The sequence below is a fragment of the Bacillus sp. TH50 genome (assembly GCF_016650565.1).
GTDB lineage: Bacteria > Bacillota > Bacilli > Bacillales > Bacillaceae_G > Bacillus_A > Bacillus_A mycoides.
In genome coordinates this window covers 1,716,328-1,741,755 of the sequence record NZ_JAEKFM010000007.1, presented here as the reverse complement: position 1 = coordinate 1,741,755, position 25,428 = coordinate 1,716,328, and the positions used below count along the sequence as shown (strand labels likewise).

Here is a 25,428-nt window from a genome sequence, read left to right as displayed (position 1 = left end):
GTTATGTATTCAAACTAAATTTGGATAGATAAACGTCCCCAATTGTTACATATAGTCTAGCAATTGGGACTGCATTTTTATGCTCTAATTCTCTCCAATACAACTAGAAATAATTATTAAACATTCACCACACTAATCTCTCTAAATATTCCATCATGATACAATTAGAAGTAATTGCATCACCTAAAACCTCCTCAACTTTCGGTCTTTCATTCACTTACTTAATCATTTATTATTTTCATATTTCTTTTTATAATTTACATACTCTTTCGTAGCTTCTTGATTATTATCTTTTTCACTACTAAAATACACATATATTTGCTGACTATGTGTTAACATTTTACCTTCATCATTTTGCCTCTTATAGTCAATTGAAATTGTTAATTCTGTTATTTGCATTGGGTGTTTTTCATTGTCTATTGAATCGTTAAAGTTAAGTACAATTGATGCATTTTCAAATTTATCATATTGCAATTTTAATTTATCATTAATTATTTCTTGAAATTGCGCTTCTGTTAAAGTAAATCCAACTGAATTTGGTTCATTAATTTTTTTCTGTTACCTCCTGCTTTCAGTTTTAAATCCCCTACACCTTGTAATCTATTAAATATCAATTTCACAGGAGTAACATCCAAATTTGAATCAGATCCTTGACCTTTTCCGTTTTGATACAGCAAGTTTATATTATATTTTTCTTCTTCTTTATAATTATTATTCTTATGTCTATCCTTTTCATCTTTTGTTTTACTTGTTATTCTTTGAGACGTTATTCCATATAACAATTTTTCTTTCAAATTATATATACCTTCAGTAGTTTGATATAGCGTATTATAATGGTTTTCATCACCATTTGTTTCTATAGTAAAATCAACAACTCGTTCTTTCACATACGCATATCCATCAGCACTCGCAGACATAACCTTTCTCATATCCCCTTCATCCAAAGCTTTGACAAACGGCTCATAATCTATCTTTTTTTCACCAAAACTACACGCACCTAATAGAATCATTACTACCATCATAATAATTATTTTATTAATTAATCTTTTGGTCACATTAATCACCTACATAATTAAAATGTCTTTGATAGTTCAAATAGTCTTCTTTTATTTTATTATTACTTTTTTTATCATTAAATCTTACAAATATTTGCTGTTGTTTTAAAACATTTTCTTTCTTTACACTTACAGCTATTCTTATTTCTAATAGTCCCATAGATCCTTTCTTTGAATCTTTTATAGCATTAAAGTGCAATCCAATTGAGCTACCAATAAATTCATCATATTCTAACTTTAATTTATCGTTTAGTACTTGTTGAAACTGAGATTCTGTTAGACTATAACTAACAATATTCGGTTCATCGAATCCTTTTGTATCTTCTGACGGTTTTAAATCTTTTATTCCCTGTAAGCGATCCATAATTAATTTAACAGCGGACACATCAAATGCTGTTTTTATCGTCTTCACTTCCCCACCTTCATACATAATATTAGTATGATAAATTTCTTCTTCTTTGTAATTACTAATATCCGCCTTTTCTTTTTCATTTTTAATATTTGTAGCTATTTCCTCCGTTGTTTCTCCAAATAATTTTTTCTCAATCGTATTATAAATCCCCTCTGTTGTTTGATAGATTGTTTTACTATGAGTACCGTCTTCTTTTTCCTCAAAAATCCCATATATGCTTCTCTCTTTCACATACCCATCATCACTCGCAGACATAACAGCCTTCATACCCCCTTCATCCAACGCCTTTACTAGTCTCTCATGCTCTATCTTCGTCTCCCCAAAATCACATCCACTTAATAAATTTGCTGCTATTGACATGACTATCATCATCTTAACTTTTTTCTTTAACTTCATACTGACACCCCGTTGGTTACTGGTTCATTATATTCCCATTTTGATAGTAGTACACTTCACCTTTACTTACTGGTGTTTTTTTACTCATACAGATTATATTGAAGATACTTTAATTTTTAATAGCATCGATTTATATACAATCCTTAATTGCTTATATATTCTATTCCAATTTTCAGAAACCAAAACTTATTTTATTTCTTTCGCTTGCTTTTTTCCCTCTCTTCATAAAGCTTTACTCTTTTCTGACGTTCTCTTTCATGTTCCTCCCATGAAATATAAAATGATGGAAATTTAAATCTACAATAGGCTAGTAATTGGAACTCAGCTGCACCTATGGCTACCGCGTACATTATTAGAGTTCCTCCCGCATACAATCCTAAAATATTTAGTGTATAATCATTATGCACATAAATTAAAATGAGAAGAGTTAACACATACATTAGAGCACACTTAATTGCAATCCTCTTTGTTTTACTAAAAAATGAAGAGGATTCTTCTCCCGTATTAAATGCCCCTTTACTTGCCTGTCTAAAAGTATCAATAGTCGCTAAAATATGTAAAATAACTGCACCTAAAAATAATAACCCGACATACATTAATGTAACTTGATCAATTGAATAATTTGACATTCCTGGAATTATCAACATTGTAAATGTTATAGTGCCTAACTGAAACGCATATAATAGTACCACGAGTGTTTGTAGTTTCTGAAATTTAAATGGCATCTTAGGAAACAGATAAATAATTTAAAAAATTACTTGAAGACTATAAAGCACTAACTCAAGGCTAACAATTATTTTATCAAAGAGAGTCGGGTAATAACTCCAACCAAACCTTATTAACCCTCCAATAAGAAAAAACATTATTAATGAAATAAAAAACAGTGTTCCAAACATAAATCCTGTAGCCCAATTGGGACTTAAGCGATTCTTGCAAGTGCTTTTAAATTCATTTAAATCTTCTTCTTTTATTTTCCACATTCAGCTTTTTCACCTTCTATATAGTTTAAATAATTCTCATACACTTAAATTCTATTTCACCCTTATTTACTTTTCTTTTTGAATTTTTTATTTGGTTTTCGAGTTCTCCCACGCATTCTCTCATTTTCTTCCCAAGTCATATTAAATGATTTAAATTTGAATCTACAGTACACCAATAGCTGGAATTCTGCTGCACCAACGGCTACTGTGTACAGTAAAACAGTACCTATTACATATCCAATAAAAGTATCAATCGCATAATCATTATGAAAATAAATCAAAATAAGAAGGATTAATACGTATATTAAAGCCCCTTTCATCATAGTTTCTTTTGTTTTACTAAAAAAGGAAGCGGATCTTTCATTCATACTAAATGCACCTTCACTTGCCTGTTTAAACGTATCAATCGTTGTCACAATATGAACAATCACTGCTCCTATAAATAAGAAGCCTACATATACTAATGTAATTCCGTCGATTGTATAATCAGACATTCCAGGAAGAATTAAAGCCGTGAATAATATCGTACCTAATTGAAATGCATATAATAACACGACAATCGTTTGAAACTTTTGAAATTTAAATCGAGCTTTTGGAAATGAATATAGAATTAAAAAAATTATTTGCAAGCTATATAGCACAAGTTCAATTTTAACAATTGTTTTTTCGAATAAAGTAGTATAGTAGTCCCAACCAAAGGTTACTAAAGTACCAATAAGAAAAAACATCATAACTGAAACGTACACTATTGTTCCTATCATAAAACCTAAAGCACCCTCAGGGCTTAATCGACGTTTACATGTCACCCTAAATTGATCTAAATCTTCTTCTTTTATTTTCCACATTCAAGTTCCCCACCTTTAACCACATTCACTTAAATCACGTAGATTAAAAATAAAAACCTTCTCATTTTAACGAAAAGAGAAGGTTTTCTTGCTGTTATAAATTCATGCCATATTCAAAACTTTCCCTCTTGAAATAACGTATTATAGTTAATCTTTTAAATTTTATTTTCACTATTAATTTAGGCATTTTTACTTTTCTTAAAAAACACCAAATATGCAAATAATGAAGAGATTAAGAGAAATATACCCGCTCCTATACCCTCATATATTTTAAAGTAAATAGCAGCGATTATTACAAATATGGACATTATTATTATTAGAATCATTGTATATTTCATTATAAACTCTAACGCTTTATATATAGATACTATTGCCCTTCCAAAAAAGCTTTTCTCTGTTTTCAAAATATTCCGATCCTTATTCAAAGTAACACCTTCCTCTCTTTACAAATTGACTTTTGAATAAACTTTCCCCTTCAAAATAGCAACAAAGCGAACTATAGCACGTAACTACTACCAATACAGAATGAGCCCGTTGAAAATCACATGTCGAAATATTAAGTTAATTACATATAGATTTGAGAACGAAAAACCTCCTCATTCTAACGAGAAGAGAAGGTTTTATTTATGTCATTTCCCCAAACCCTATTCAAAACTATCTCTTTTATGATATTTCATGATGTTTCCATATTTTAAAAGTCACAAGCTTAAAATATTATTCTTCATTAAATACAGCAATCTTCACTTCAACATACTGTAAAGACTCATCACCGCTAAACACATGATAAATTGGCGAGGCTAAATTCAGATTATTATCCTCCATATACAGAAGCATTTCACCATATACCTGCTCTGTTAATTTTTCATAATCTCCCGTATATCGTTTCATGAGCATCTCATCCACATAGTAATAACTTCTAAATTGAAGTGTTTCTGACGTTGGAATTTCATCTTCATTTACCGGCATAAATAATTCAATATACATATTTCCATCAGATGGTATATTTTTCAAAGAATAAAACATAGGACCTTTTATCGTTAAATTCGCTTTTGAAATTTCTGACATAAAATCTTCAATTGCTTCTTTCATATCTGGGTAATGAAAAATGTATTCTCTTGAAACAACATTTGTATATGCAATACTTTGTTTTTCAATTAGCATTTCACTGTTTCACCTACTTCTATAATAGGAGCATAAATATCTAACCATGTATCACCATATACATCTAAACATACGTGATAAAAACTACTATCTAATTTCATATGATGCTGCTCTGCAACCTCACGTATTAGGTTATAAGCCTCCTCAATATCACCATCTTCATCTGTAAATCGCACACATAGAGCACTCTTAATAATTAAAGCATCATAATACTCATATGCAGAGCTCTCACCTAAATCAACTCTTCCATTGACAGGAATACAATACGTATATTCCCCATATTCTGGTTCATTTTCTAACTGTGAATATTTATATAGAACAGGTCCTACTGCATATATCCCATTACGAACTACTTGATTTCTAAGTGCTCTTGCGGGTAACAACCAATCTTCTTTTTTTACAATTTGAGTAATGCTTATTAAATTTAAAAGTGACAATGCTTTATGCTGAACTTTCACAAAATCTCCCCCTTTTCAACTTGTGGATTCATAAATAGTCATCAAGTTTATAACATATATCCTATTAAGATTTGAGCAATTTTCAACTCATTTTATTTCTTTTTCTTTCTTTTCTTCTCTCTCTTTATAACGCTTTAAGAATTCCTGGCGTTCTCTTTCATGTTCTTCCCATGAAATATAAAATGATGGAAATTTAAATCTACAATAGGCTAATAATTGGAACTCAGCTGCGCCTATGGCTATCGCGTACATGATGAACGTAAATATAAAGTAACCAAACATTATGCTCAATGAGTAATTATTTTGTATATAAATTAAAACAAGAAGAATTAGTACACAAATTGCCACACCAAACATTACATTTTTCTTTGCCTTATTAAAAAATGAAGTAGATCTTTCTCCCATACTAAATGCACCTTTACTTGCTTGTTTAAAAGTATCAACTGTTGTTACACCATGAACAAGTATTGCTCCTAATACTAGTAAACCTACATAAATAAGCGTAATAAAATTAATAGAATAATTACTCATCCCTGGAAGAACAAATGCCGTAAGACCTATAGTACCTAACTGAAACGCATATAATAATATTACCAATGTCTGGAGCTTTTGAAATTTAAAACGTACCTTAGGGATCAGATATATAATAAAAAAGATTACTTGTAGGCTATATAACAACAATTCCATTCTAACTATTACTGTGTCAAAAAGAGTCGGATAGTAATCCCAGCCAAATCTAATTAATGCTACAAAAATAAAAAGCATCAATAACGAACTATAAAGCATTCCACCAAACATAAACAACATAGCTCCTTCAGGGCTTAAACGATGTCTACATGTTATTTTAAATTCATCTAAATCTTCTTCTTTTATGTTCCACATTTGTTAACTCCACCTTTCCCCGAACTATATTATATTACCAAAATAAAGATGTAATCTTCTTAGTCACTGATTTTATACCTTTTTTTGTACCACTTACCAAACTTTCTCCTCCAAAAGTTTCAAATTTTTCATTCATTAAAAATGTAGCTCCTATCCCAACCGCTGCTCCAACTGCTGTCCCAATAGGCGGCAGAAAAAATGAACCTACTACAGCACCAGTTGCAGCTGCTCCAGCAGTTGTTCCAACATCTACCGCTGAATCCGTTGCTATATCCACTACGTCATGTAATTGCCAACCACCATTCTTTTTAGCATTATCGCTAGCCTCTACAACATTATTTGCAACGGAAAGAACAGATCCAGCTATTCCAAAACTTTTCATTGTTTTCCCTACTCCACCTAATTCTTTGAGTGTATCCTTCCATTTCCAAGGCTTCAAATCAGTAATACCTTTTCCGAGTTCTGTTTTGAGTGAACTCCAAGATTTGTTTCCAACAGCTTTTACGAACCCATTACTCTTCCAGTCTAGTTTGAAATCTTTATACGCTGTGAATTCCGGTAATTCCACAATCTCTCTTTTCGCTATTCTTACTTCTCTATCGGTTACTTTGGGATCAGTTGTCCTCATCCAACCAGTTAAATACTCTTCTACTCTACCTTTAAGAAATTTAAAAATATGATCCTCGTTCTTATCAGCCTTTAAAAATTCAAGAGCTTCTACCATTTGTTTCGGTTTGGTTGTTTTTAATAAAAATTGTCCCTCACCATCTAAAATGTCAAACTGCGTACCAAACCCTAAAACTTTTTTCATATAATGGTAGCGCAAAAATGAAGATGTCACTCCTTTTCCCCATTTATTTCCTTTATTAAAACCGCCTATCCAAGCTTTCGAAGTCACAACTGTTGCTGCTACCCATTCTTCGGGCATTATTTTTTCTATTGAATCACTAGAAAAATCCCCGCCATAAGCTTGTACTCGATTCATTCCATCATCTAACTCACGTATCATTTCTTGAAACGTTTGTAGGTCACTTTGGTTACTATTATAAGCTTCTAATTTTTCTAAAGTGTCACTAATTTCCTTTTGGCTTTTTATAGACCCTTCCATGATCCCTGCTGATGATGGATATTGAATTGTGATGATGTCGCTAACAGACCCTACAGTTTGTCTTGCTTGGTCATTAGATAGATTAAATCCTTCACTATACCCATTAATTTTTTTCTTTACATCATCCAAGTAAATTCCATAAATTTTCGTATCAGCATCACTGTCTACAGTACTATTGAAATCATTAATACTTTTTTGAAATTGTTCTTTTAATAATTCCACTGCTTCCATATACTTAAAAATAACACTTCCATGAACTGTAGATAAATAATTTTTAATATCAGAAGCAGCTTTCCCTTGAAAAGAGTTAATCTCTGTAAAATCAAGTATTTTTTGCATCAAACATTCAAATTGTAGATTCAACTCAGTGGCACTTGCTTGAAATCTATTTTGAAGTTCTTTTACTTCTTGTAACTCTATATTTTTATCCACGCTTCTCCCACCCTATTTTAATTTTTCATAGCATGATGAATTGAACCGATCCTTAATTGCTTCTCAAGTTGTTCGTCTTTTTCGACTATTTTCTCCCCAGTTTGTTGTATTTTATTTAAGTCATTTTCTAATATCTGTTCGTATTGCTGCACCTTTTGAGATAACTGTTCAATTGCTTCACAATATTGAATCAGCCTAGTCAAATTCGTACGACTCAACTGAATACCATTAAATTTAGTCTTACCTAAATCACTAGCACTACTTTTCAAATCACTTACTTTCGCATCAAATACCCCTTTATTTAATTTAATTTCCCCCATTTATCATTTCCCCGCCTTCTGTACTTCTACTTGAATACTAGCGTCAACCATTGAAACACTTCTACTTAGAGAAAGAATACTAGACTCACATGTAGCGATTTCTCTTTCAAGCCGCCGTATAGCTTGATCGATGTCTTCTTGCACTCTCCCTAGTTCTCCAATAAACCTCCCCAAATTAGAAATAACTTGTTGTTCATACGTTTCTTTAAAGGTAGTTGCTCTTTGCCCTTTCCAACTACTCTCGTTTATTTCTAAAGACTTAAACTGCTCTTGATTTTGTTTAATTGCTTCAAGATTATTTACAAATTTCCCTTTAGCAGTTGTTAGCCTTCGTAGTTTCATTTGTAATTCAGCCAATTGCCCTTGTTGATGACTTATACTACTTAACAAACCAGATTTTTGACTATTTAATTCCTCTATCCCCATGCAAATCCCCCCTTAAATAGTTGGCACTTTAATTCTAGTAGCAAAACGATTTTCAACAAAATACCCTTCAAATGGATTTAATTTTGTACTACTTAAATCTTTATTAGATACATCGAAGACCATTTGGCCTGATGATTTTCTAAGTAAAATAACATGAGATTGCGTTTTTATTGTTTTTGAAACTAAGTCGTATCGACTGTCAATTGAATCAACATCACAGCCAATTACGAAGTGGATGCCCATAAATGCACCATTTGTTATTAATTCCGCCAAACTATATATATCGCTATCTTCTAAATTACTTAAAATATCATTTACATCTGCGATTACGATTACAATCGGCTTAAATTTCTTAATAAATTCTGCCGGGTTCACTGTTTCACTTGATGCTTCCTGCTCCTCTTTAAACGCCGCTTCTCTCGATTTATAAGCATTTGTAACTTGTTTAATCGTTTTCTCAATTCCTGTTTTTTCAGCTACATATAAAGCAGAGCTCTCTCTATAGTTTGAGAAATTGCGTGTTCTTGTATCAATTAAACCTAGGTCAAAGTGACCACTGTCTGCTAACTGTTGAAGGAATTGATGAACTACATTTTCAACTTCATCTTTCTTAATTCCCCCTACAACAATATTAGACGCTTCCGTTAAATCTAATTCGAGAGGTGTAACGCTTTCTGTTTCTACACCAAATGTTAGTTTGCCTGCTTCAATAATTTTCCTTGTTTCTGGCCATGCAATAAATTCTTTGTATTCCAGAACTTCAGGTACCATAGGAATTGCTTTCGGTCTTTCTCCATTCCAGAAGGAATCCATCTCTTTTCCTTCAGCTTGTATATTTTCAATTCGAGTAAGGACATCTTCTCCATTTGTCGGTAAAGCTGTTTGGAAGATTGTTGGTTCGTCAATTTTAACTAAACCACGTCCTGCTAATTCTTCAATTTTTAACTCTGTTCTTCCTACAATAGCTCTAGATTCTGCCTCATCTATCATATATAGAGCAATTTGTAGTTTAATATTTGTATTTACTTGTACTCTCAATGCATTTTGACGTGTAGCCGTAAGCATTAAATGAATTCCTACTGCTGCCCCTTCACGTACAATTTGTGCAACAATGCGTTCAAAGTCTTCGACAAATCCAGCTTCTCTAACAGAATCATAGTTATCTAACGTAATTAATATTGTTGGTAATACTTCTTTACTAGCTCTCTCATACATTTCAAGACTTGCAACGCCATATTTACTTAGCAATTGCTTTCTATCTTTTAATAGGTCTTCTATGCGACGAAGAAATTTCTCGCATTTTTCAACTTGATCTAATGTAATGATGTCTGCCACATGCGGTAAAGATTTTAATGGCATTAAACCATTTGTTCCGAAGTCTAATAAATACACATGCAAATGCTCCGGACTATGCTGACGAGCTACATCCATAATGACTGATTGTAAGAATGTTGATTTTCCGTAGCCTGGACTTGAGAAGACCGCTACGTGTCCGTCTTTACTAATATCTAGTGTTAATGGTGTTTGTGATTGTAATTCAGGCTGATCTAGTAGACCAACTGTTGCTTTTAATGGTTTCTTTTCTTTCGTCCATGCTTCTTTGAACTGAATAGCATGTAAGTCTTGTAGATATACGCTTTCTGGAAGTGGTGGTAACCACGGTCTAGCTAACGCTTCAATTTCATTTATTTCTGCGTAATCGTGAATGTAGTCAATAACAGCATCCAGTTCAGATGGTACGCTTATTACTTCTTTACTGCTACCAAGTCCACTTAAGTCTTCACTTAATATTTCATATTGTCCTAAATCATTTATTGCATATATTGTTGCGTCTAAATGTTCTTTATCCTCTTTATTTTCTACATAGTCTGCTCCGCTCCAAGCTGATTGGAATAGTTCATAAATTTCATTGTTCCCAACTTGTAAGTACGCACGTCCTGGTAATGTAATTTCAGCAGCATCTGGTGTTTTTAAAATTTCATTACTATCTGACGTATTTTGAACTTTTAATGCTAGTTTGAATTTCGAGTTACTCCAAATTTGATCATCTACAACACCACTCGGTTTTTGCGTAGCTAATATTAAATGGATTCCGAGTGAACGACCGATACGCGCTGTTGAAACTAACTCTTTCATAAATTCTGGTTGTTCTGACTTCAGTTCCGCGAATTCATCACTAATTAAAAATAGATGTGGCATCGGTTCACTTACTAAGCCTTCTTTATACAATTTTTGATACTGATTAATATGGTTTACATCATTTTCCCCAAATAAGCGTTGTCTTTTTTGCAATTCAGCTTTAATTGATGCGAGCGCTCTCATACTTTGTGCTCCATCTAAGTTCGTAATTGTTCCTAATAAATGCGGTAAGTTTTTGAATAAATTCGCCATACCGCCGCCTTTATAGTCAATTAGTAGAAAGGCTACTTCGTAAGGATGGAAATTGACTGCTAGAGATAATATATACGATTGTATAATTTCCGACTTACCTGAACCTGTTGTACCTGCTATTAACCCGTGTGGTCCGTGTGCTTTTTCGTGTAAATTTAAGTTTACGATATCTTCTTTACCACGTAATCCAAGTGGTACAGCTAAAGATTTATGCGCTGCATTTTTCTCCCAGCGACTTGTGATATTCAGTTCTTTTACTTTCTCAACACCGTACATTTCTAAAAATGTTACGCTTTCTGGAATACTATTTTTTAAGTTTTGCAAATGGTTTAACGGTGCCAATGCACGTGAGACATCTTCTAAATTGAACCCTTTCGGTACATGATTCAATTTAAATTGACGGTTAACAAGCTCTCCTTGTTCTAAGATGATGTTCCCTTGTTTTGCATCTCTTATATCAATTACCGTTTTCACGTGCTCCGGTAAACTTTGCATAACATCTTGTACAAATACAAGTGATACACCTAATTGACTCGGATCATCATTAAAGAATTCCATAACAACATGGTCTAGTATTAGTTTTTCATCTGTAATGAGAACGACATAGTGCGGTGCAAAGTACATTTTTTCATTAGTTGAACTTTTTTCATCTAGTTTTAATTTTCGTTCTTTCAATATTTGATACAAACTATTTAACACTTGATCACGGCTACGATCATGGTATACAAATCCACGTACATTTATATCGCGAACACTTCCATGAGGTAGCCAGCGCATCCAATCCCATTTTTCTTTTTCTTCTTCAGGAAAAATAGTAATAAACTGCAAGTCATAATAACTATGGAATAACGCGGTTTGCACAACTAATAATTGTAATTGTTCTAACACTAAAGAGCGTTGTCCAATATAGCCAACCGGTCCATTTATCAAGTCTGTTACAACAGGTACATCTTCCAAAGAAAGATAACGCTGTCTTAGTTCACGCGCTATATCAATTAATTCATCCTTCGTTTGACTAAATTCTTCTTCATTAAATTGGATTTCAAAACTCGTATTAGCTTGTCCTGTCCCAACGCTAAATGTTAAGAAATCATGATGTAGCATTGTTTTTTCATATATACGTGGATTTACTTGCACAGCCATATTACGTATTACTTCAACATTTGGATTATGAAATTGTAATGCATGACGCTGCTTTTCACTTTCTGCATGTAAATCTTTCGTTTTTTGTTTTATATACGCTCTATAACTTTTATCACGTTCAACAATGTCAATTTTATATTGCTTTAAATTTTTTATATAAGATGTGACAGAAACAATAATCGTTACTAATGTCATCGCAATCGATGCAATAATAAACATTCCATATTTCATAAAGATAGCAAGTAATACTGTTACGACAATCATGACAAGAGATGGTGCAATAATTCTCGCCAAATGCTCAGTCGGTTTTGACGGCATACTTGAAGGTTTTGCAATTGTCATTTTCTCTTCTGGTTCACGGTAAATAATACGTGGTGAACGATGATAGTCTGGATAACCACTTTGATAATTCGTTTCTGATTCTACTAAAATAGGTAACGTAGATTTAACGTTCTCTTCTGAAGACAATACTTGAATATCTTCACTGCCTATCTCTACTAAAACACCATCAAAATATAATTGATCTCCTGCTTCTAACATAGCGCTATCTTTTAGCTTCGTATAATTATGAAATACATCCCCTTCATATACGTTTACTCTAAAAGAATCGTACAACGTTTCACGAGATAGCATTAAATCTACATTTGTCCCGGTAATAGAAATATCATCAAAACTGTTTTGACTCAATGTAAGAGAATGTTTCGTCCCTATATCAAACACTTTATTTGTGCCGATAATAGATATAAAGATTTTCAAGCTCACATCTTTAGTTTTTCCAATCTCAAATTCCTTATTGAACTCTATTAATTGATTTTGTACCATCCAAGCATTTACTTCATTATTCCACTTTAACTCTACTTCTTGTTCTAAACTTGGATTCGTAATATCATTTGTCCACTCTTTTCCAATCGACACTATTGATTGCTCATTTGGATGTAATGTGCACTTATATATTTTGTCTCCATAAGTCAATACTAATAGTTGCTCCATCCGTGTTCACTGCTCCTTTTCAACTGTCTCATCAAGTGCTTGCTTACTCTTTTTTCTCTGTGTTCGACGAGTCTTTATCGTTTGATGATTTGCCATATTTCTTTTGATATTCATCTAATTGTTGCTCATATGTTTTTAACTTTTGATCACGCTCTTCGCCTGATAAATCCGGATTATTTTTCAGTGATTCAATTTGTTTAACAAGGCCGTACATAATAAGCTCAGGATCATCAAGTGTCTTAGCTAAATCTAATGATTGATCAAAATTACCTTTTCCGTTATACATCCAATACAGCAAATACTTTTCATCACTTTTCAAACTAATATTTTTCATAATTGATTTCTTTTGATCTTCACCTAGTTTTTCAGCTGTAATGTATGCAAATGCTAACTCATATTTAGATGCAATCGGTAATGATTCAAATTCCTCTTCATTTAATTGCGCAATTACTTTGTCATAATCAGTTGCTATGAAACTCGCATTTGCTTCTAATAATTTATTTTGATAAGGAAATTTTATAAAAGTGAAATATATTAAAGGAGCAGCTAAAATAACTGTCGCCGCTATGAAGGAAAAAGCTAAGTATTTAAACGATTTATAGCTCTTTTTAGGTACTAACTGCATATTTTTTTCTGTTTTTGTTTGTTCCTTCTCAAAGCTGTCATCAAGAAACTGCAGTAATGCATCTAAGCTTTCCATTTGAGCAACCGTCTGTTCAAATGTTGTTTCTTTTGCATCTTTTAGTAAACCAGCATACAAATCATCAAAATTGTGCTTTTGGGAGAATAAAGCGATAATTAGACACTTATATTGTGCTAAAAATTGCTCTTCTAACAACGGGGTTGGTGGAACAATATCTCGAATTCCTCTATGTATAATACTTGGCATTAGATTAGCATTAAAAACTATATTGTCCGGATGTAAAAAGAACGTGATTCGTTTATTTAAATATTTACGAAACTGCGCAACATTTCGAAGCAGTCTTAATTTCTCATTTCTTCCAAAACGGCTAAGATCATCCCACTTATATAATTTTTTATCCACTTGAAATATAAAGGTAAACATATCATCCGTTTCCTCTATCGTTAATGGTACAAATTCAGATGATGCGCCCGTAATTACATCAAATTGACGGAAGTCTTTTATACGTGTTTGAGATTTTGTCATCTCCAATTTCCAATTTTCCTTTTCTATTTGAAATTGATAGTTCATTGCATCAATTTGAATTGTTTTTTCCGTCATGTTTATCCTCTTCTCCTTTTCTTTATAACCAGTAATAACTTATTTTCAAAAAACTAAAAGTAAGAAATATTCTTTATAAAACTTGTAAAATATCTCCGTCTGTTATTTGGTGATCAATTAAACGATCATTATCTGTTAAAATAATTGACTTATTTTTCACTTTCATTACAAAATGTGAACCTTCATGATTATCAATCTTTAACGTATCTAATAAGTTTTTCAATAAATATTTAATAGATTGATGATTCGGAATACGCAAATCATATGTATTTCCATTCCATTTACTAAAATCTACCGTTACATTAATATGCGTTTGTATTGCCATTACTTTACCTCCAACTTTTCCGAAGAACCGTATAAATACCGATGCAAATAAGTAAAACACTGCCGCCTAACAATATGATTATTGTTGTACTGATTGGCTTTTCATTCATTGTTTGATTACTTGCTACTTCATCAGCGCTTTTTCTTACAACGTATTCACTGCTAAACAAACTATTTTTCGTATCTTTAACACGATTATTCTCTTTTTGTTTTATAAAAAGAGAATCTCTTAAGGATTCCATCTCTTTTTGTTCTTTCTTTTTCTTTTTTTGAATTTCTTCTTCTATATCTTTATTAAATAACTCAATCGATGCTTTATCTAATTCTGTTTCCTTATGTTCCTTTTTATTTTTTTCTTGGTCTTTATCTTCAAAGCGGTCTACTTTAAACTGAATCTTTCCATCATCACCAAGATAACTGTCCGCCGCGCTCCTAATCGGTAGCGCGACAAACAGTAAAAGGAAACAAATAAATGATAACTTAACCACTATGCTCCATTGTTTGATCATTTACTTCTTTTTCCTCCCATTTCTTGTGCCATACAAATAGATTACTAACTAATCCTATAATGGCAATTACAAACAATACGATAAAAATAACTTTTCCTGTATCTTTACCGCTAATAAAATCATTTAGAAAACCTTCTATATATTGAAGCGGTGAAAATTGACGCAATTTACCTACAGAAGACATTTGGTCTACTTTACTTCCAACTGCTTCAGTTAAAAATAGATACATACTTAAAAATACTAATAAGATAAACATCCCTACCATTTTTATTTGTCGTAATAAGTATGTTGAGACCAATACAAACGCCATCATAATGATTGTGATAAACGCAATCCATAATAAACTTTGATCTTGACCGAACTGTAAAAGACGTCCAGAAATGATACCTATACTAATTCCTTCCACAATTGATATACCGAATGCCACTACTGTAGTTGGTACATTCATATCAATTAATGAGAACTTCTCTTCAAAATGATCTGATTGCGTTCGTTTCTTTTCTTGATTCGCAATTGCGTATGCTGTAAATAACGCAACAATAAAACAAGTTAATACAATTAAATATGGTGTAAAAGCATTACCAGCTACAATGACTCCATCATTTTGTTTCTGAACTGGACTAGATAAAAATTGATATAACATTTCATTTTGGCGATCACCAATTCGGCTATTAGCCAAAATTTTAGTAAAGTTTTTGGAGAATGATTTATCATCGTCCATTTTCTTTGTAAAGTCATTTAATAATGAATCCGCCTTTGAAACAATTGTCGTTCCACTGTCTTGAATTTCTTTTGCTTGTCCATTAATTTGATCAAATGTTTTATATACATCGTCTGATGTTGTTAAACTATGCTTCGAACTCTCGACCAATGACTGACTTTGCATCATTAATGATTTAATACCAGAATCTAACGATAAAACAGCTGTTTGCTCACCAGTATTATTTGTTGTTAGCACTTGCTGTTCTTCAACTAGCTTTAAGCTACTCTCACGCCATTTCGCTAAACCTTTTAAATACTCTCCTAAATTTTCATTCATACTAGTTGCTTGCTGCGTCGTTACATTTAATTTCTCCGCTAGTAGCATTGAATTTTGATCCGCACTAGTAATCACTTGTTGATAAGCGTCTATTTTTTGTTTTAAACCTGCCATATCTTGCTTTACTTCTGTCGTAATACTAGATGAAACAAGGTTTGAAATTAAATCAATTAAGCTTTGTTTATTTAATACATAGTACAAAGATTGTTCAGTTGCAATTGCATCTAAACTTCCCTCTTCTAGCTTAGGACCTACATCTTTCGTTCTTAAGTCAATCCCATAATACATTTGGTACAGACTAAGTAAACCTTGGTAACTTTGAACAGTATCTACTGCTTCTTTAATTAGTACATTAGATGTATTAGTTGTTAATTTTTCTGTTTTTTGATGTACAACTTGATTAGTCGTTCGTTCAATAACTTTTGAGTTATCACCTTGGTTTTGGTTTCCTCCCGGATCTGTTCCTGTTCCGCCTCCTGGGTTTCCTCCTGGATCTGTTCCCGTTCCGCCTCCTGGGTTTCCTCCCGGATCCGTTCCCGTTCCGCCTCCTGGGTTTCCTCCTGGATCTGTTCCCGTTCCGCCTCCTGGATTTCCTCCTGGATCTGTTCCCGTTCCGCCTCCTGGATTTCCTCCTGGATCTGTTCCTGTTCCGCCTCCTGGATTTCCTCCTGGATCTGTTCCCGTTCCGCCTCCTGGGTTTCCTCCTGGATCTGTCCCCGTTCCACCTCCTGGATTTCCTCCTGGATCTGTCCCCGTTCCACCTCCTGGATTTCCTCCTGGATCTGTTCCCGTTCCGCCTCCTGGATTTCCTCCTGGATCTGTTCCCGTTCCGCCTCCTGGATTTCCTCCTGGATCTGTTCCCGTTCCGCCTTCAGGGGTCCTTCCGTTACCATTGTTATCCTGTTCCGTTTTTTGAATGATAGGTTTTTTAGCAGTGTGTACTAGCGGCATTATTCCATACTGCGTTTTATTAACTACATTTTCCACCTTGCTATTTTTGGATTGTGTTCCTTCATCCTCTTTTTTAGGTTCTTCTTTTTTAGGCTCTTCTTTTCCAGAACTAGTTTCTTTTTCGTAATTTCCATTTAATCTCCATTCCCATGTTACTGGAGAGAAAACATCTATATTGATGCTTGGATCTATTAACTTCACATGAAGGTTAATTTTTAAATCCCCTTCATTACGGGCAGGTATTGTAACTGCTCCGTTTTGAAGAAATTCACTTGTATGATCCACATCATCAATATACAAAGATCCTGTACTTCCGTATAGTTCAAAGCCACTTGGAATACTTATGTTCATAGTTTGAGGTGATTCCATCTTGATTACTTTCGCTGTATCACTAAATGTAATTCCATCCTTAGAAAGACTATTCTTTACTTCTTTAATTGAATTTCCTAAAGAGATTTTATTTACAGGATCATAATTAAAGTTATTTTCTTTATTATATTTATTTGTAAATCGAATTACATTTTTCAGTTGTAATTTCGTTTCATCTGGCAAATCACTTTGAACTATTTCTTCCATATTTAAACTAGGTAATTTTGTAATTAAATTCTCGATTTGTTGCTTTATTCGAACATCTGGTTGTTTCATTAACGTATTTATAAATACTTCTTGTTGTCCATCATTTGCAAGAGACTTCTGTAATCGTTTATTTATCGTTGCTTGAATGTCACTCTCTAACTTCCCTGCAAGTTCTGTATCATATTCTGACACTTGTTTTTTTACATCTGTTAAATATTTTTGAATTGCTGAAGCATCAGCTAAAATATTTGGTTCTTTCTCTGAAAGCGTAAATTGATTTGTAATAACTTTATTAGCGGATTCCAATGCACTTAACTGCTTTAAAACATCGCCTGTATTCATATCACTCATGTATTGATTAAATTGATTAGTAAAATTATTCGCTAACAGATTATTATCAGATTGTATTTTTTGGAAGTTATTAAAACCTTCCAAATAAGTATTATTAGATTTATTTCCTTCATCTAATGTTTGACCAAACCCTTTTAAGACATCCTGAAATCCTTTAAAACTATTAACAGAAATTCCTGTATAGTCTTGTACCGTTTTAAATTGATTTGTATAATTTGCCAACGGACTATGTACATCTTTTTTGTACATATTTGTTTGAGTGTTTCCTTTTTCAATTATTTTACCTATATTATCTTGTGCGCCTTGCAATTTTCCGATAATACTTGCAAAATAAACATCAATTATTTGTTTATTAAAGTCCTCCAAAATCATAGAAGCTGTATTTTCAGCTTCAGCTTTCAAATCTTTATTCCCAGTCGCGTTTACTTTGTAGTTTAACGCTAATTTCTCCGGCAGTTCTGAATCAATCGCAACGGCCTTCCTAGAAAAATCATTAGGTATTACAATCATCATATTGTAATTATTATTTTTCAAACCATTTTCTGCTACTCCGCGACTAACTACGTACCATTCTTGTTTCGTATTTTTATTTACATTTTTAACAAATTGATCTCCAAACGCTATTTTATTCCCTTCAAATACAGTTCCTTGATCTTCATTTACTAATGCAACTGTCATTTTTGGCGTGCTATTCTCATTAGCTTTCTTAACATTTTGATTTAATGCTAAATAGGAGACTCCTGTTGATAGCACAAGAGCTAAAATAATAAACAACAAGATGCTCCACTTAAACTTTTTCACTACTTATCACTCCTGCGGCTGCGAGTCTATTAAGTTAAGGACTCCTTATCTTACTCTAGTTTTAAAGCAATTTAGCCATACAACGAAAGTTGCATGGCTAAATTATATATTTCTTTTGCCCGTTTTTATTGTAGACCGAAATTACGAGAAAGATCTTCGTCGTGTCTAGCAACAGCCTCTGCAGTCTTATTAAGCTGCATATTAATTTCTTGTAATAGCTCTGCGAAGTTTTGTACTTTTGGTTTTAATTGATTGAACTGTTGATCAAAACCTTCGAAAGCACGACCTTCCCATTCTCCTCTTAATTCATTTTGTAAGTTTTGTAACTGACGTAAAATGTCCTCAATTTGATTTGCACCTTGTCCATATCGAGTCGCTTTTGATTTAAGCTCCTCTGGTGACATACGAATTTGTCCTGCCATTATTAAATCCCCCTTAAAATTTAAAAATAGTAAAATTAACCCAAAATCAATTCTACAAATTGATTATATCAATAATTTAAAAATTTCTAAATAAAAAAATGATATTTTTCCAAAATTTCTCTTTTAACATAATAACATTATATTATATAATATAAATTTATTATGTTTTTAAAAAAGGACTGCTAAGCGTTTCTACCTCTATTTAATAATAAAAAGAAAACTTTTTTACCCAAAATTCAGAATATAACCTTTACAAATTACATACTCATTTTCTTTTTCTTGTTTCTTCGCCCACTTAAAATCGTTTTCTCACTTCAACGTCATGATTACTTGTCTTTCAACGAAGCCAAAATCTTCGTACATTTCTTTTGCAAAGTTCCCTGCAAATACATTCAAGCGAATTTCGGAATACTTTTCTTGTAGTTCCTTGATCCCAGCTTTCATTAGTTTTCGTGATAATCCTCTCCCGCGATACTCTGAAAAAACATACAATTCATAAATAAAACCGAGTTTTTCACGAGAGAAATAGTCCACATTTTCTCCTATTAGTATCCATCCCACTACTTTATTTTCTTCCTTTGTAACTATATAATATGCCCCTTTTTCTACTAAAGGTTTTGTAATTTCAATCGCTTTTTCCGTACTTAGTTGACAATTCCCTCTCGTTCCTTCGAAAAGTGATTGAGCTGCATAATGTAATATTTGTTTCGTTTCTTCCTCATCCGCTTTTGTAATCATTCCTTTCTCCCCCCTGCCCTCTAATCATCATTGAAATACCATTTTCAAGACCGTCTGACTCAATTACAATTGCCATCAATCCTTTTTCCGTACTCGCTTCATGTAACTCGCCCTTCTCCCAAAACGCAGCTTGTCCAGCTCCTATCTTCACTTTTTCTTTATCTGATCCGCAAACAAATCCTTCTCCTTGTACAATTAGAAGCAGTTGAGATACAACTGCTTCATGATACCCAATAACTCCATTCGGTTGTAGATGCATAGAACCGATATGTATATTCCCTTGATGTTTTAATATTTTTGACATTATAAAGTTAGATTGAAATGCTGATATATGCTCTCCCACTTTTTCACTGAAATCAAAAATTTTCATTTCTGATCCTCCTTATATGTATAAAACCATTCTCACTGTTTGCAGCATATGCCCTTCGAAATCTTCTTCAAATTGCTCTAAAGCCGCAAAACCTTTTGCTTCATAAAATCGTTTTCCTTTTTCATTTTCCGCTTCTACATGAATGTACATTTTTCGAATCCCTTTTAACGTCGTGATCCCTTTTTGTAACAAAGCTGTCCCTATCCCTTTCCCTTGCTGATCTGGCAACAAATAAATCGCACCTAATTCTGCTTCGTTTTGCAGTCTAATTGGTGAAAAATTTGCAAAGCCAATTACTTCTCCCTCTTCTTCCGCAACAAATAAATGTGTATTTTCAAGACGATATTTCATTTTTTCATCAGAATATGCTTCCTCTAAAAAACTATCTTGAACCTCTCTCGGAATAATTCCTTCGTAAGTATCATGCCAAGCTATTTTTGCTACGTTTTGTACAGCATGAATATCTTCTTGCTTCATTTCTCTAATTACATATGTCATCTCGATGTCTCCATTCTCTTTAAATTATATTCTGCTAAAATACTAGAAGAAACGGCAGAACCATCTTCATAATTTACTTTAATTAATTTTAACTTCTCAATCGAAGCTAGTGTAACATCAAACTTTTCATATATACATTCCATTACACTTAAAAATTGATTTAAATTTAACCCATTTGCAATTGTGCAATGCGGAATCCATTTTCCCGGAACGTAATAGGACTGTGGATTATCATGAAAAATTTTGAAATAATCATGATAAGAATGATGAATTCTTAATAATTCATCATTAATGGTTGGTGCTAGAAAGATCGTTCCGTTAGTAGGAAAAGTTCCAACAGAAGGAAAAGTTACAGTGGAGATGTTCTCTTGAAAAGCTACAAACTCCTCTAATCTCTTCGTATATAAATTAACATCTAACTCCTTATAATCAGCCAATGTTATATGTGGTTCTACTCCGGCTAGTTCATTTGTTTCAATTATATTCGTTAATTCATTTTGCAATTCTCTAACTTTATTAGTAGACACACAATCAAATGTAGCAATGATAGCGTACATGCTTCCTCACCCCTTCGTTACACATAGCGCTTCCCATTCTTCACGAATCATTCCCATTCGAATAGAATCATAGTATGTACCGTTATAATAACGACATTTTCTCATTCTACCTTCTAAGCTCATTCCTATTTTCTCTGCTACTTTCATCATTCTTTCATTGCCAGACCAAGTTGTAAGCCCTACTCTACCAATCTCCATATTTTCAAATAGTAAGTCCCTATATAATGTTAATGCTTCTGTACCGTAGCCACCATTCCAGTATGCTGGGTCATAAATTACGATTCCCATTTCTAACCAACGCGTCGGTTTATGTTCCCAATAAAATCCGACTGTCCCTATAATTTGACCGTCATTTTCGACAATTAAATTCGATAGCGGCTCTTCTATTAAACGTTTTTGTGAGTTTTCTTTATATGGCGTGTATTCTTGCATTGTTATTGGAAAGTATGGTGCATCCCATTTTTTCCACTCTGGATTTTCTTCTTTATATATGAAGCTCCATAATGTTTTTATATCTGATTCTTCTATTGTACGAATTGTAACTTTGTTCCCCTTTAATATAACGTTTTGCATAATTTCCTCCTACATTCCTCTTTATTTCATATACAATTATAATTTTTTTCAGAAAAATCAAAACAAAACTCTACTCTATATTGTATAATTTTGTTATAAGATACGAATTATTTATGTGAATTAGCCAATTTTTTCGAGTTTAATTTAGAAACGGAACTTCGGAAAAAATTAGATGAAGTACGAACTCGTAACATAGTTAATAAAAAACAGAAGGTTATATCCCTCCCATTTTAGCTAAATATTGTATTTCCCTTCTTTTCTACCTCAAGTAGAATTCCTTTCTCTACCCAGCCTTCTACGCCATCTTTTTTAATTAAATCATATCCCATGCAGCTACCATCAATTAAAGAAACTGTATCCCCTTTTCTAATACTGATTTGCGCACAAGAAATATCCGTTTTCACTGTATACTCACCTGATTCAAGTTGCTTTATATACTCGTTTTTCACATGAAGTAATTCATTTGTTCCTAGTTGTTTACATACGGTAAAACCTTTCATTCTCTCCACAGGTTCTATGTAATAATGTGGATATGTAACCCCGCCCTGCATTACTGAATTCGCATTAAAATCGGCCAATACCTCATACTGTGGAAAATGATCTACATATGTATAAGAAAGCGTATCACCTGAAGTTGTCCTCTGAATAATAAATGCGTTTAATTGCCCTGCTTCTTTAATCGCATTACCACCATCAATCGCAATAATTTTTTTCTCCTTATCAATAACTGGATTGTTAGACGGCGCCTCTTCGGAATAGTTCACAACAGGCCAATGTCCAACAATTACGTACTTATCCGCTCTATGTGATTTATTAAAAAACTCTGGCATTGCAATTGCATTTTCCCTGTCTGTTTGTCTCCAATTCTCTCTATCTTCAAGGCCTGCATGTACAAAGATATAATCATCAGTTTCAATAGCAGTTGGCAGCTCTGTTAGCCACTTTATTTCTTTTAAAAAATGGCTCATCAATATTTTTTTCACTTCACAAATATCACTTTCTTTATTAACGGTAACGTTCAATTTCGCTAACCATTCATTAAAAACTGTATTCTTTCTCGTACATAAATAATTTATTAGCGCAGGATTTTCATTTACAAGCGCTTCAACTACAACTTCACAATTCCCTTCAACTACATAAACATTTGGCTTGCTAACTACTAGATCCATCACATAGTTTACGACGCCAATGCTATTTCTTCCTTTCTCACAAAGATCACCATTAATAATTAAATAATCTTCATCTTTAAAATTAACTTTATGTAATAATTCCTTTAAAAGATTTAATTCGCCATGAATATCAGAGATTACGATAACTCTTACACCTTTTGGGATTAATAGTTTCTGAATTTTTTCCAAGTATGAACTCCCCTAACCTTCTTTACATTCAATATTATCGTCTCAATTATAAAGAAACTATTCGACAAAATAAGCAATTAACCCTCTTCATCTTAAACTTCTAAATAAAAGTAGGTTCTATATGTTACCTCACATAGAACCTACTTAATATTATAACTCTTTATAAAAAGAATAACTTACCTTATCATAGCCTTCTCTTTCATAAAAACGATGGGCATCAACTCTTGGAAACGCTGATGTAAGAACGATAGAACTGCACCCTTTTTCTTCCCCCCATTTTTCTACATATGACAGAAGAACTTTACCATATCCTTTCGATCTGTGAGCTTCCGCAGTTACAAGGTCATATACGAAAACATGTTTCTCATTATAAAAGTTCGTACAAATTGCTACACCAGCAAGACAAACAACTTCATCATCTTCATTCTGTAACGAAAGTAGTTTATAATTTTCTTCTTTCATTTTTTGAAATAAAGAACTTGCTTCTTCTCTTGAAAGTTTCGTTCGTAATTGCTGTAATACGGGGAATACATCATGTAAATCAGCTTCTGTTACTACTTCTCTAATATTCATTATGATTCTCTCCTTACTATTTATAAAATTTTCTAAATGTTATATCATTATTATAAAAAGTAACTGCCCCTCACTTAAGTGACAGTTCGATTATTTTTTATATGGCCAGTTTTTAAAGGAGAATTCATAAAATGGATCTTACTATCCCATTGCAATTAGAAAGTAAAACACCAATTTATTTACAAATTTACGAATATATGAAACGAGAAATCTCTCAGGGATCACTGCCTGCCGGTACACGCCTTCCTTCTCACAGAAATTTAGCGGTACAACTTAATGTTAGCCGTATTACTGTTGAATCTGCTTATCAACAATTACTAGCTGAAGGTTATGTAGAAAGTAAACCGAAACGCGGGATTTTTGTTGCAGAAGTTGATATTGATGTCATTCAAAATAAACAACAAGTTGTGTCAAACAGCGCTAACAATATAAAAAAAGAACAATATGACTATGATTGTAGCCAAGGGCTGATTGATCAAAAAGCTTTTCCAATTACAAACTGGAAAAGAGCATTACAAGAAACTTTATTCCAGTATGAAAATGAATTATTTGCTAGAGAAGATCCTCAAGGTGAGTTCGTTCTACGAGAGCATATTTCAAAATATTTATACCATGCCCGCGGGGTACATTCTTCACCTGATCAAATTATTATCGGAGCCGGTACGCAGCCTCTTCTTTGGCTACTACTTCAACTGCTTGGTTCAAAAAAAGAATACGGAATCGAAAACCCTGGATTTCACCGTATAACTGCCATGATTCAAAGTTCTGGTCTTCCTGTTCACCCTATTTCATTAGACGATAAAGGGATTCGTATTTCAGCTTTACGTGAATCACGTTCCAATGTAGCATACGTCACTCCATCACACCAATTTCCTCTTGGAATGATTATGCCATTATCTAGAAGGCTCGAATTATTAAGATGGGCCAATGATTGCGGAGGATATATTATTGAAGATGATTATGACGGAGAATTTCGTTATGTAGGAAAACCTATTCCCTCTTTACAAGGACTAGATTCAAATGAACGCGTTATTTATATGGGAACTTTCTCGAAATCCTTCTTACCTTCTTTGCGAATGGGGTATATCGTTTTACCAACTCATCTATTAAAAATCTATAAAGAGCTTGAAGGTAAGTTTAAACAAACTGTTTCCACAATACAGCAACTCGCTTTTGCAACCTTTATTCAAAATGGGGATTGGGAACGCCATATTAATCGAAGTCGTACGTTATATAAAAGAAAGCATATTTCTTTAGTTAAATCTATTACAAATGAAATGGGCAATAACGTTCATATACTCGGTGAACAATCAGGGCTTCATATCGTACTTCATGTTCATAATGGGATGAACGAACAAGAACTTATTCATGCTGCTGCAAACCAACAAATCAAATTATACCCACTCTCTACATATGATTCTGTACATAATTTAAGCGAGGCGTCATATGTACTACTCGGTTTCGGCAGCATTCCCGAAGATAGTATCGAAATTGTAGTCAAATTACTAAAGGAAGCCTGGTTCCCTAAGTAAAATAACTCCACATA

23 protein-coding genes and 2 pseudogenes are annotated in these 25,428 nt (G+C 33.0%); 1 reads left to right on the top strand and 24 read right to left on the bottom strand.

What is annotated here, in order from left to right:
* Positions 1 to 225 precede the first annotated feature (225 nt).
* The 24 genes and pseudogenes from JFU23_RS26030 to JFU23_RS25920 form a co-directional block, all read right to left on the bottom strand.
* Positions 226 to 1,022, bottom strand: a pseudogene (locus JFU23_RS26030) (DUF3952 domain-containing protein).
* Positions 1,023 to 1,056: 34 nt separating this feature from the next.
* Positions 1,057 to 1,863: a DUF3952 domain-containing protein gene (locus tag JFU23_RS26025; RefSeq protein WP_201033054.1), complete on the bottom strand. Its 807-nt coding sequence runs from the start codon at positions 1,861 to 1,863 to the stop codon at positions 1,057 to 1,059.
* A 191-nt stretch (positions 1,864 to 2,054) separates the two neighbouring features.
* Positions 2,055 to 2,843, bottom strand: a pseudogene (locus JFU23_RS26020) (hypothetical protein).
* A gap of 62 nt (positions 2,844 to 2,905) precedes the next feature.
* A complete protein-coding gene (locus JFU23_RS26015; RefSeq protein ID WP_201033053.1) occupies positions 2,906 to 3,688 on the bottom strand; it encodes a polysaccharide biosynthesis protein in 783 nt (260 codons plus the stop codon).
* Between the two features lie 179 nt (positions 3,689 to 3,867).
* Positions 3,868 to 4,113: a hypothetical protein gene (locus tag JFU23_RS31095; protein WP_307838460.1), complete on the bottom strand. Its 246-nt coding sequence runs from the start codon at positions 4,111 to 4,113 to the stop codon at positions 3,868 to 3,870.
* Positions 4,114 to 4,402: 289 nt separating this feature from the next.
* Positions 4,403 to 4,849 (bottom strand): DUF5085 family protein, encoded by a 447-nt coding sequence (locus JFU23_RS26010; RefSeq protein ID WP_078214031.1) that lies wholly within the window; start codon positions 4,847 to 4,849, stop codon positions 4,403 to 4,405.
* Complete coding sequence (locus tag JFU23_RS26005; RefSeq protein ID WP_046959244.1) at positions 4,843 to 5,307, bottom strand: DUF5085 family protein; 465 nt, start codon at positions 5,305 to 5,307, stop codon at positions 4,843 to 4,845. Before JFU23_RS26005 ends, JFU23_RS26010 begins: the two co-directional genes overlap by 7 nt.
* A gap of 87 nt (positions 5,308 to 5,394) precedes the next feature.
* Positions 5,395 to 6,189: a hypothetical protein gene (locus JFU23_RS26000; RefSeq protein WP_201033052.1), complete on the bottom strand. Its 795-nt coding sequence runs from the start codon at positions 6,187 to 6,189 to the stop codon at positions 5,395 to 5,397.
* A 34-nt stretch (positions 6,190 to 6,223) separates the two neighbouring features.
* On the bottom strand, positions 6,224 to 7,729 hold the full coding sequence (locus JFU23_RS25995; RefSeq protein WP_087995703.1) for a T7SS effector LXG polymorphic toxin: 1,506 nt from the start codon (positions 7,727 to 7,729) through the stop codon (positions 6,224 to 6,226).
* A 17-nt stretch (positions 7,730 to 7,746) separates the two neighbouring features.
* Positions 7,747 to 8,049: a TIGR04197 family type VII secretion effector gene (locus JFU23_RS25990; RefSeq protein WP_201033051.1), complete on the bottom strand. Its 303-nt coding sequence runs from the start codon at positions 8,047 to 8,049 to the stop codon at positions 7,747 to 7,749.
* Between the two features lie 3 nt (positions 8,050 to 8,052).
* Positions 8,053 to 8,475 (bottom strand): YwqH-like family protein, encoded by a 423-nt coding sequence (locus tag JFU23_RS25985; protein ID WP_016092741.1) that lies wholly within the window; start codon positions 8,473 to 8,475, stop codon positions 8,053 to 8,055.
* Positions 8,476 to 8,487: 12 nt separating this feature from the next.
* Positions 8,488 to 12,999, bottom strand: a complete 4,512-nt coding sequence (gene essC / locus JFU23_RS25980; RefSeq protein WP_016092742.1) for a type VII secretion protein EssC — start codon at positions 12,997 to 12,999, stop codon at positions 8,488 to 8,490.
* Between the two features lie 43 nt (positions 13,000 to 13,042).
* On the bottom strand, positions 13,043 to 14,242 hold the full coding sequence (gene essB, locus JFU23_RS25975; RefSeq protein WP_016092743.1) for a type VII secretion protein EssB: 1,200 nt from the start codon (positions 14,240 to 14,242) through the stop codon (positions 13,043 to 13,045).
* Positions 14,243 to 14,315: 73 nt separating this feature from the next.
* A complete protein-coding gene (locus tag JFU23_RS25970; RefSeq protein ID WP_002135897.1) occupies positions 14,316 to 14,567 on the bottom strand; it encodes an EsaB/YukD family protein in 252 nt (83 codons plus the stop codon).
* Between the two features lie 4 nt (positions 14,568 to 14,571).
* Positions 14,572 to 15,075, bottom strand: coding sequence for a type VII secretion protein EssA (gene essA, locus JFU23_RS25965; RefSeq protein ID WP_002135896.1), 504 nt, complete (start codon positions 15,073 to 15,075; stop codon positions 14,572 to 14,574).
* Positions 15,047 to 18,793 carry a type VII secretion protein EsaA gene (esaA, locus tag JFU23_RS25960; RefSeq protein ID WP_201033050.1) on the bottom strand — a complete coding sequence of 1,249 codons (3,747 nt, stop codon included), beginning with the start codon at positions 18,791 to 18,793 and terminating at the stop codon, positions 15,047 to 15,049. The genes essA and esaA overlap by 29 nt, the downstream gene beginning before the upstream one ends.
* Positions 18,794 to 18,918: 125 nt before the next feature.
* Positions 18,919 to 19,215, bottom strand: coding sequence for a WXG100 family type VII secretion target (locus JFU23_RS25955; RefSeq protein WP_000918598.1), 297 nt, complete (start codon positions 19,213 to 19,215; stop codon positions 18,919 to 18,921).
* A gap of 309 nt (positions 19,216 to 19,524) precedes the next feature.
* Positions 19,525 to 19,953 (bottom strand): GNAT family N-acetyltransferase, encoded by a 429-nt coding sequence (locus JFU23_RS25950; protein WP_002135893.1) that lies wholly within the window; start codon positions 19,951 to 19,953, stop codon positions 19,525 to 19,527.
* A complete protein-coding gene (locus JFU23_RS25945) occupies positions 19,934 to 20,323 on the bottom strand; it encodes a cupin domain-containing protein (protein ID WP_016092746.1) in 390 nt (129 codons plus the stop codon). The genes JFU23_RS25950 and JFU23_RS25945 overlap by 20 nt, the downstream gene beginning before the upstream one ends.
* Before the next feature lie 12 nt (positions 20,324 to 20,335).
* The gene (locus JFU23_RS25940; RefSeq protein WP_002135891.1) at positions 20,336 to 20,821 is read right to left on the bottom strand and encodes a GNAT family N-acetyltransferase; all 486 of its coding nucleotides are present in this window, start codon (positions 20,819 to 20,821) and stop codon (positions 20,336 to 20,338) included.
* The gene (locus tag JFU23_RS25935; RefSeq protein ID WP_201033049.1) at positions 20,818 to 21,378 is read right to left on the bottom strand and encodes a 2'-5' RNA ligase family protein; all 561 of its coding nucleotides are present in this window, start codon (positions 21,376 to 21,378) and stop codon (positions 20,818 to 20,820) included. The genes JFU23_RS25940 and JFU23_RS25935 overlap by 4 nt, the downstream gene beginning before the upstream one ends.
* 6 nt (positions 21,379 to 21,384) lie before the next feature.
* Positions 21,385 to 21,951: a GNAT family N-acetyltransferase gene (locus tag JFU23_RS25930; protein ID WP_002135889.1), complete on the bottom strand. Its 567-nt coding sequence runs from the start codon at positions 21,949 to 21,951 to the stop codon at positions 21,385 to 21,387.
* A 230-nt stretch (positions 21,952 to 22,181) separates the two neighbouring features.
* Positions 22,182 to 23,309 carry a metallophosphoesterase gene (locus JFU23_RS25925; RefSeq protein ID WP_201033048.1) on the bottom strand — a complete coding sequence of 376 codons (1,128 nt, stop codon included), beginning with the start codon at positions 23,307 to 23,309 and terminating at the stop codon, positions 22,182 to 22,184.
* Positions 23,310 to 23,459: 150 nt separating this feature from the next.
* A complete protein-coding gene (locus tag JFU23_RS25920) occupies positions 23,460 to 23,882 on the bottom strand; it encodes a GNAT family N-acetyltransferase (RefSeq protein ID WP_085310667.1) in 423 nt (140 codons plus the stop codon).
* A gap of 131 nt (positions 23,883 to 24,013) precedes the next feature.
* On the opposite strand from JFU23_RS25920, the gene pdxR reads away from it, so the two are divergent.
* Entirely contained in the window at positions 24,014 to 25,414 is a 1,401-nt protein-coding gene (gene pdxR, locus JFU23_RS25915) for a MocR-like pyridoxine biosynthesis transcription factor PdxR (RefSeq protein WP_201033047.1), read from the top strand.
* Positions 25,415 to 25,428 lie beyond the last annotated feature (14 nt).

Bases quoted from the DNA above. Each gene is read 5' to 3' on its own strand.
- JFU23_RS26025 (WP_201033054.1), bottom strand. From the start codon at position 1,863: ATGAAGTTAAAGAAAAAAGTTAAGATGATGATAGTCATGTCAATAGCA.
- JFU23_RS26015 (WP_201033053.1), bottom strand. From the start codon at position 3,688: ATGTGGAAAATAAAAGAAGAAGATTTAGATCAATTTAGGGTGACATGT.
- JFU23_RS26010 (WP_078214031.1), bottom strand. From the start codon at position 4,849: ATGCTAATTGAAAAACAAAGTATTGCATATACAAATGTTGTTTCAAGA.
- JFU23_RS26000 (WP_201033052.1), bottom strand. From the start codon at position 6,189: ATGTGGAACATAAAAGAAGAAGATTTAGATGAATTTAAAATAACATGT.
- JFU23_RS25990 (WP_201033051.1), bottom strand. From the start codon at position 8,049: ATGGGGGAAATTAAATTAAATAAAGGGGTATTTGATGCGAAAGTAAGT.
- JFU23_RS25985 (WP_016092741.1), bottom strand. From the start codon at position 8,475: ATGGGGATAGAGGAATTAAATAGTCAAAAATCTGGTTTGTTAAGTAGT.
- essC (WP_016092742.1), bottom strand. From the start codon at position 12,999: ATGGAGCAACTATTAGTATTGACTTATGGAGACAAAATATATAAGTGC.
- essB (WP_016092743.1), bottom strand. From the start codon at position 14,242: ATGACGGAAAAAACAATTCAAATTGATGCAATGAACTATCAATTTCAA.
- JFU23_RS25970 (WP_002135897.1), bottom strand. From the start codon at position 14,567: ATGGCAATACAAACGCATATTAATGTAACGGTAGATTTTAGTAAATGG.
- essA (WP_002135896.1), bottom strand. From the start codon at position 15,075: ATGATCAAACAATGGAGCATAGTGGTTAAGTTATCATTTATTTGTTTC.
- JFU23_RS25955 (WP_000918598.1), bottom strand. From the start codon at position 19,215: ATGGCAGGACAAATTCGTATGTCACCAGAGGAGCTTAAATCAAAAGCG.
- JFU23_RS25950 (WP_002135893.1), bottom strand. From the start codon at position 19,953: ATGATTACAAAAGCGGATGAGGAAGAAACGAAACAAATATTACATTAT.
- JFU23_RS25945 (WP_016092746.1), bottom strand. From the start codon at position 20,323: ATGAAAATTTTTGATTTCAGTGAAAAAGTGGGAGAGCATATATCAGCA.
- JFU23_RS25940 (WP_002135891.1), bottom strand. From the start codon at position 20,821: ATGACATATGTAATTAGAGAAATGAAGCAAGAAGATATTCATGCTGTA.
- JFU23_RS25935 (WP_201033049.1), bottom strand. From the start codon at position 21,378: ATGTACGCTATCATTGCTACATTTGATTGTGTGTCTACTAATAAAGTT.
- JFU23_RS25930 (WP_002135889.1), bottom strand. From the start codon at position 21,951: ATGCAAAACGTTATATTAAAGGGGAACAAAGTTACAATTCGTACAATA.
- JFU23_RS25920 (WP_085310667.1), bottom strand. From the start codon at position 23,882: ATGAATATTAGAGAAGTAGTAACAGAAGCTGATTTACATGATGTATTC.
- pdxR (WP_201033047.1), top strand. From the start codon at position 24,014: ATGGATCTTACTATCCCATTGCAATTAGAAAGTAAAACACCAATTTAT.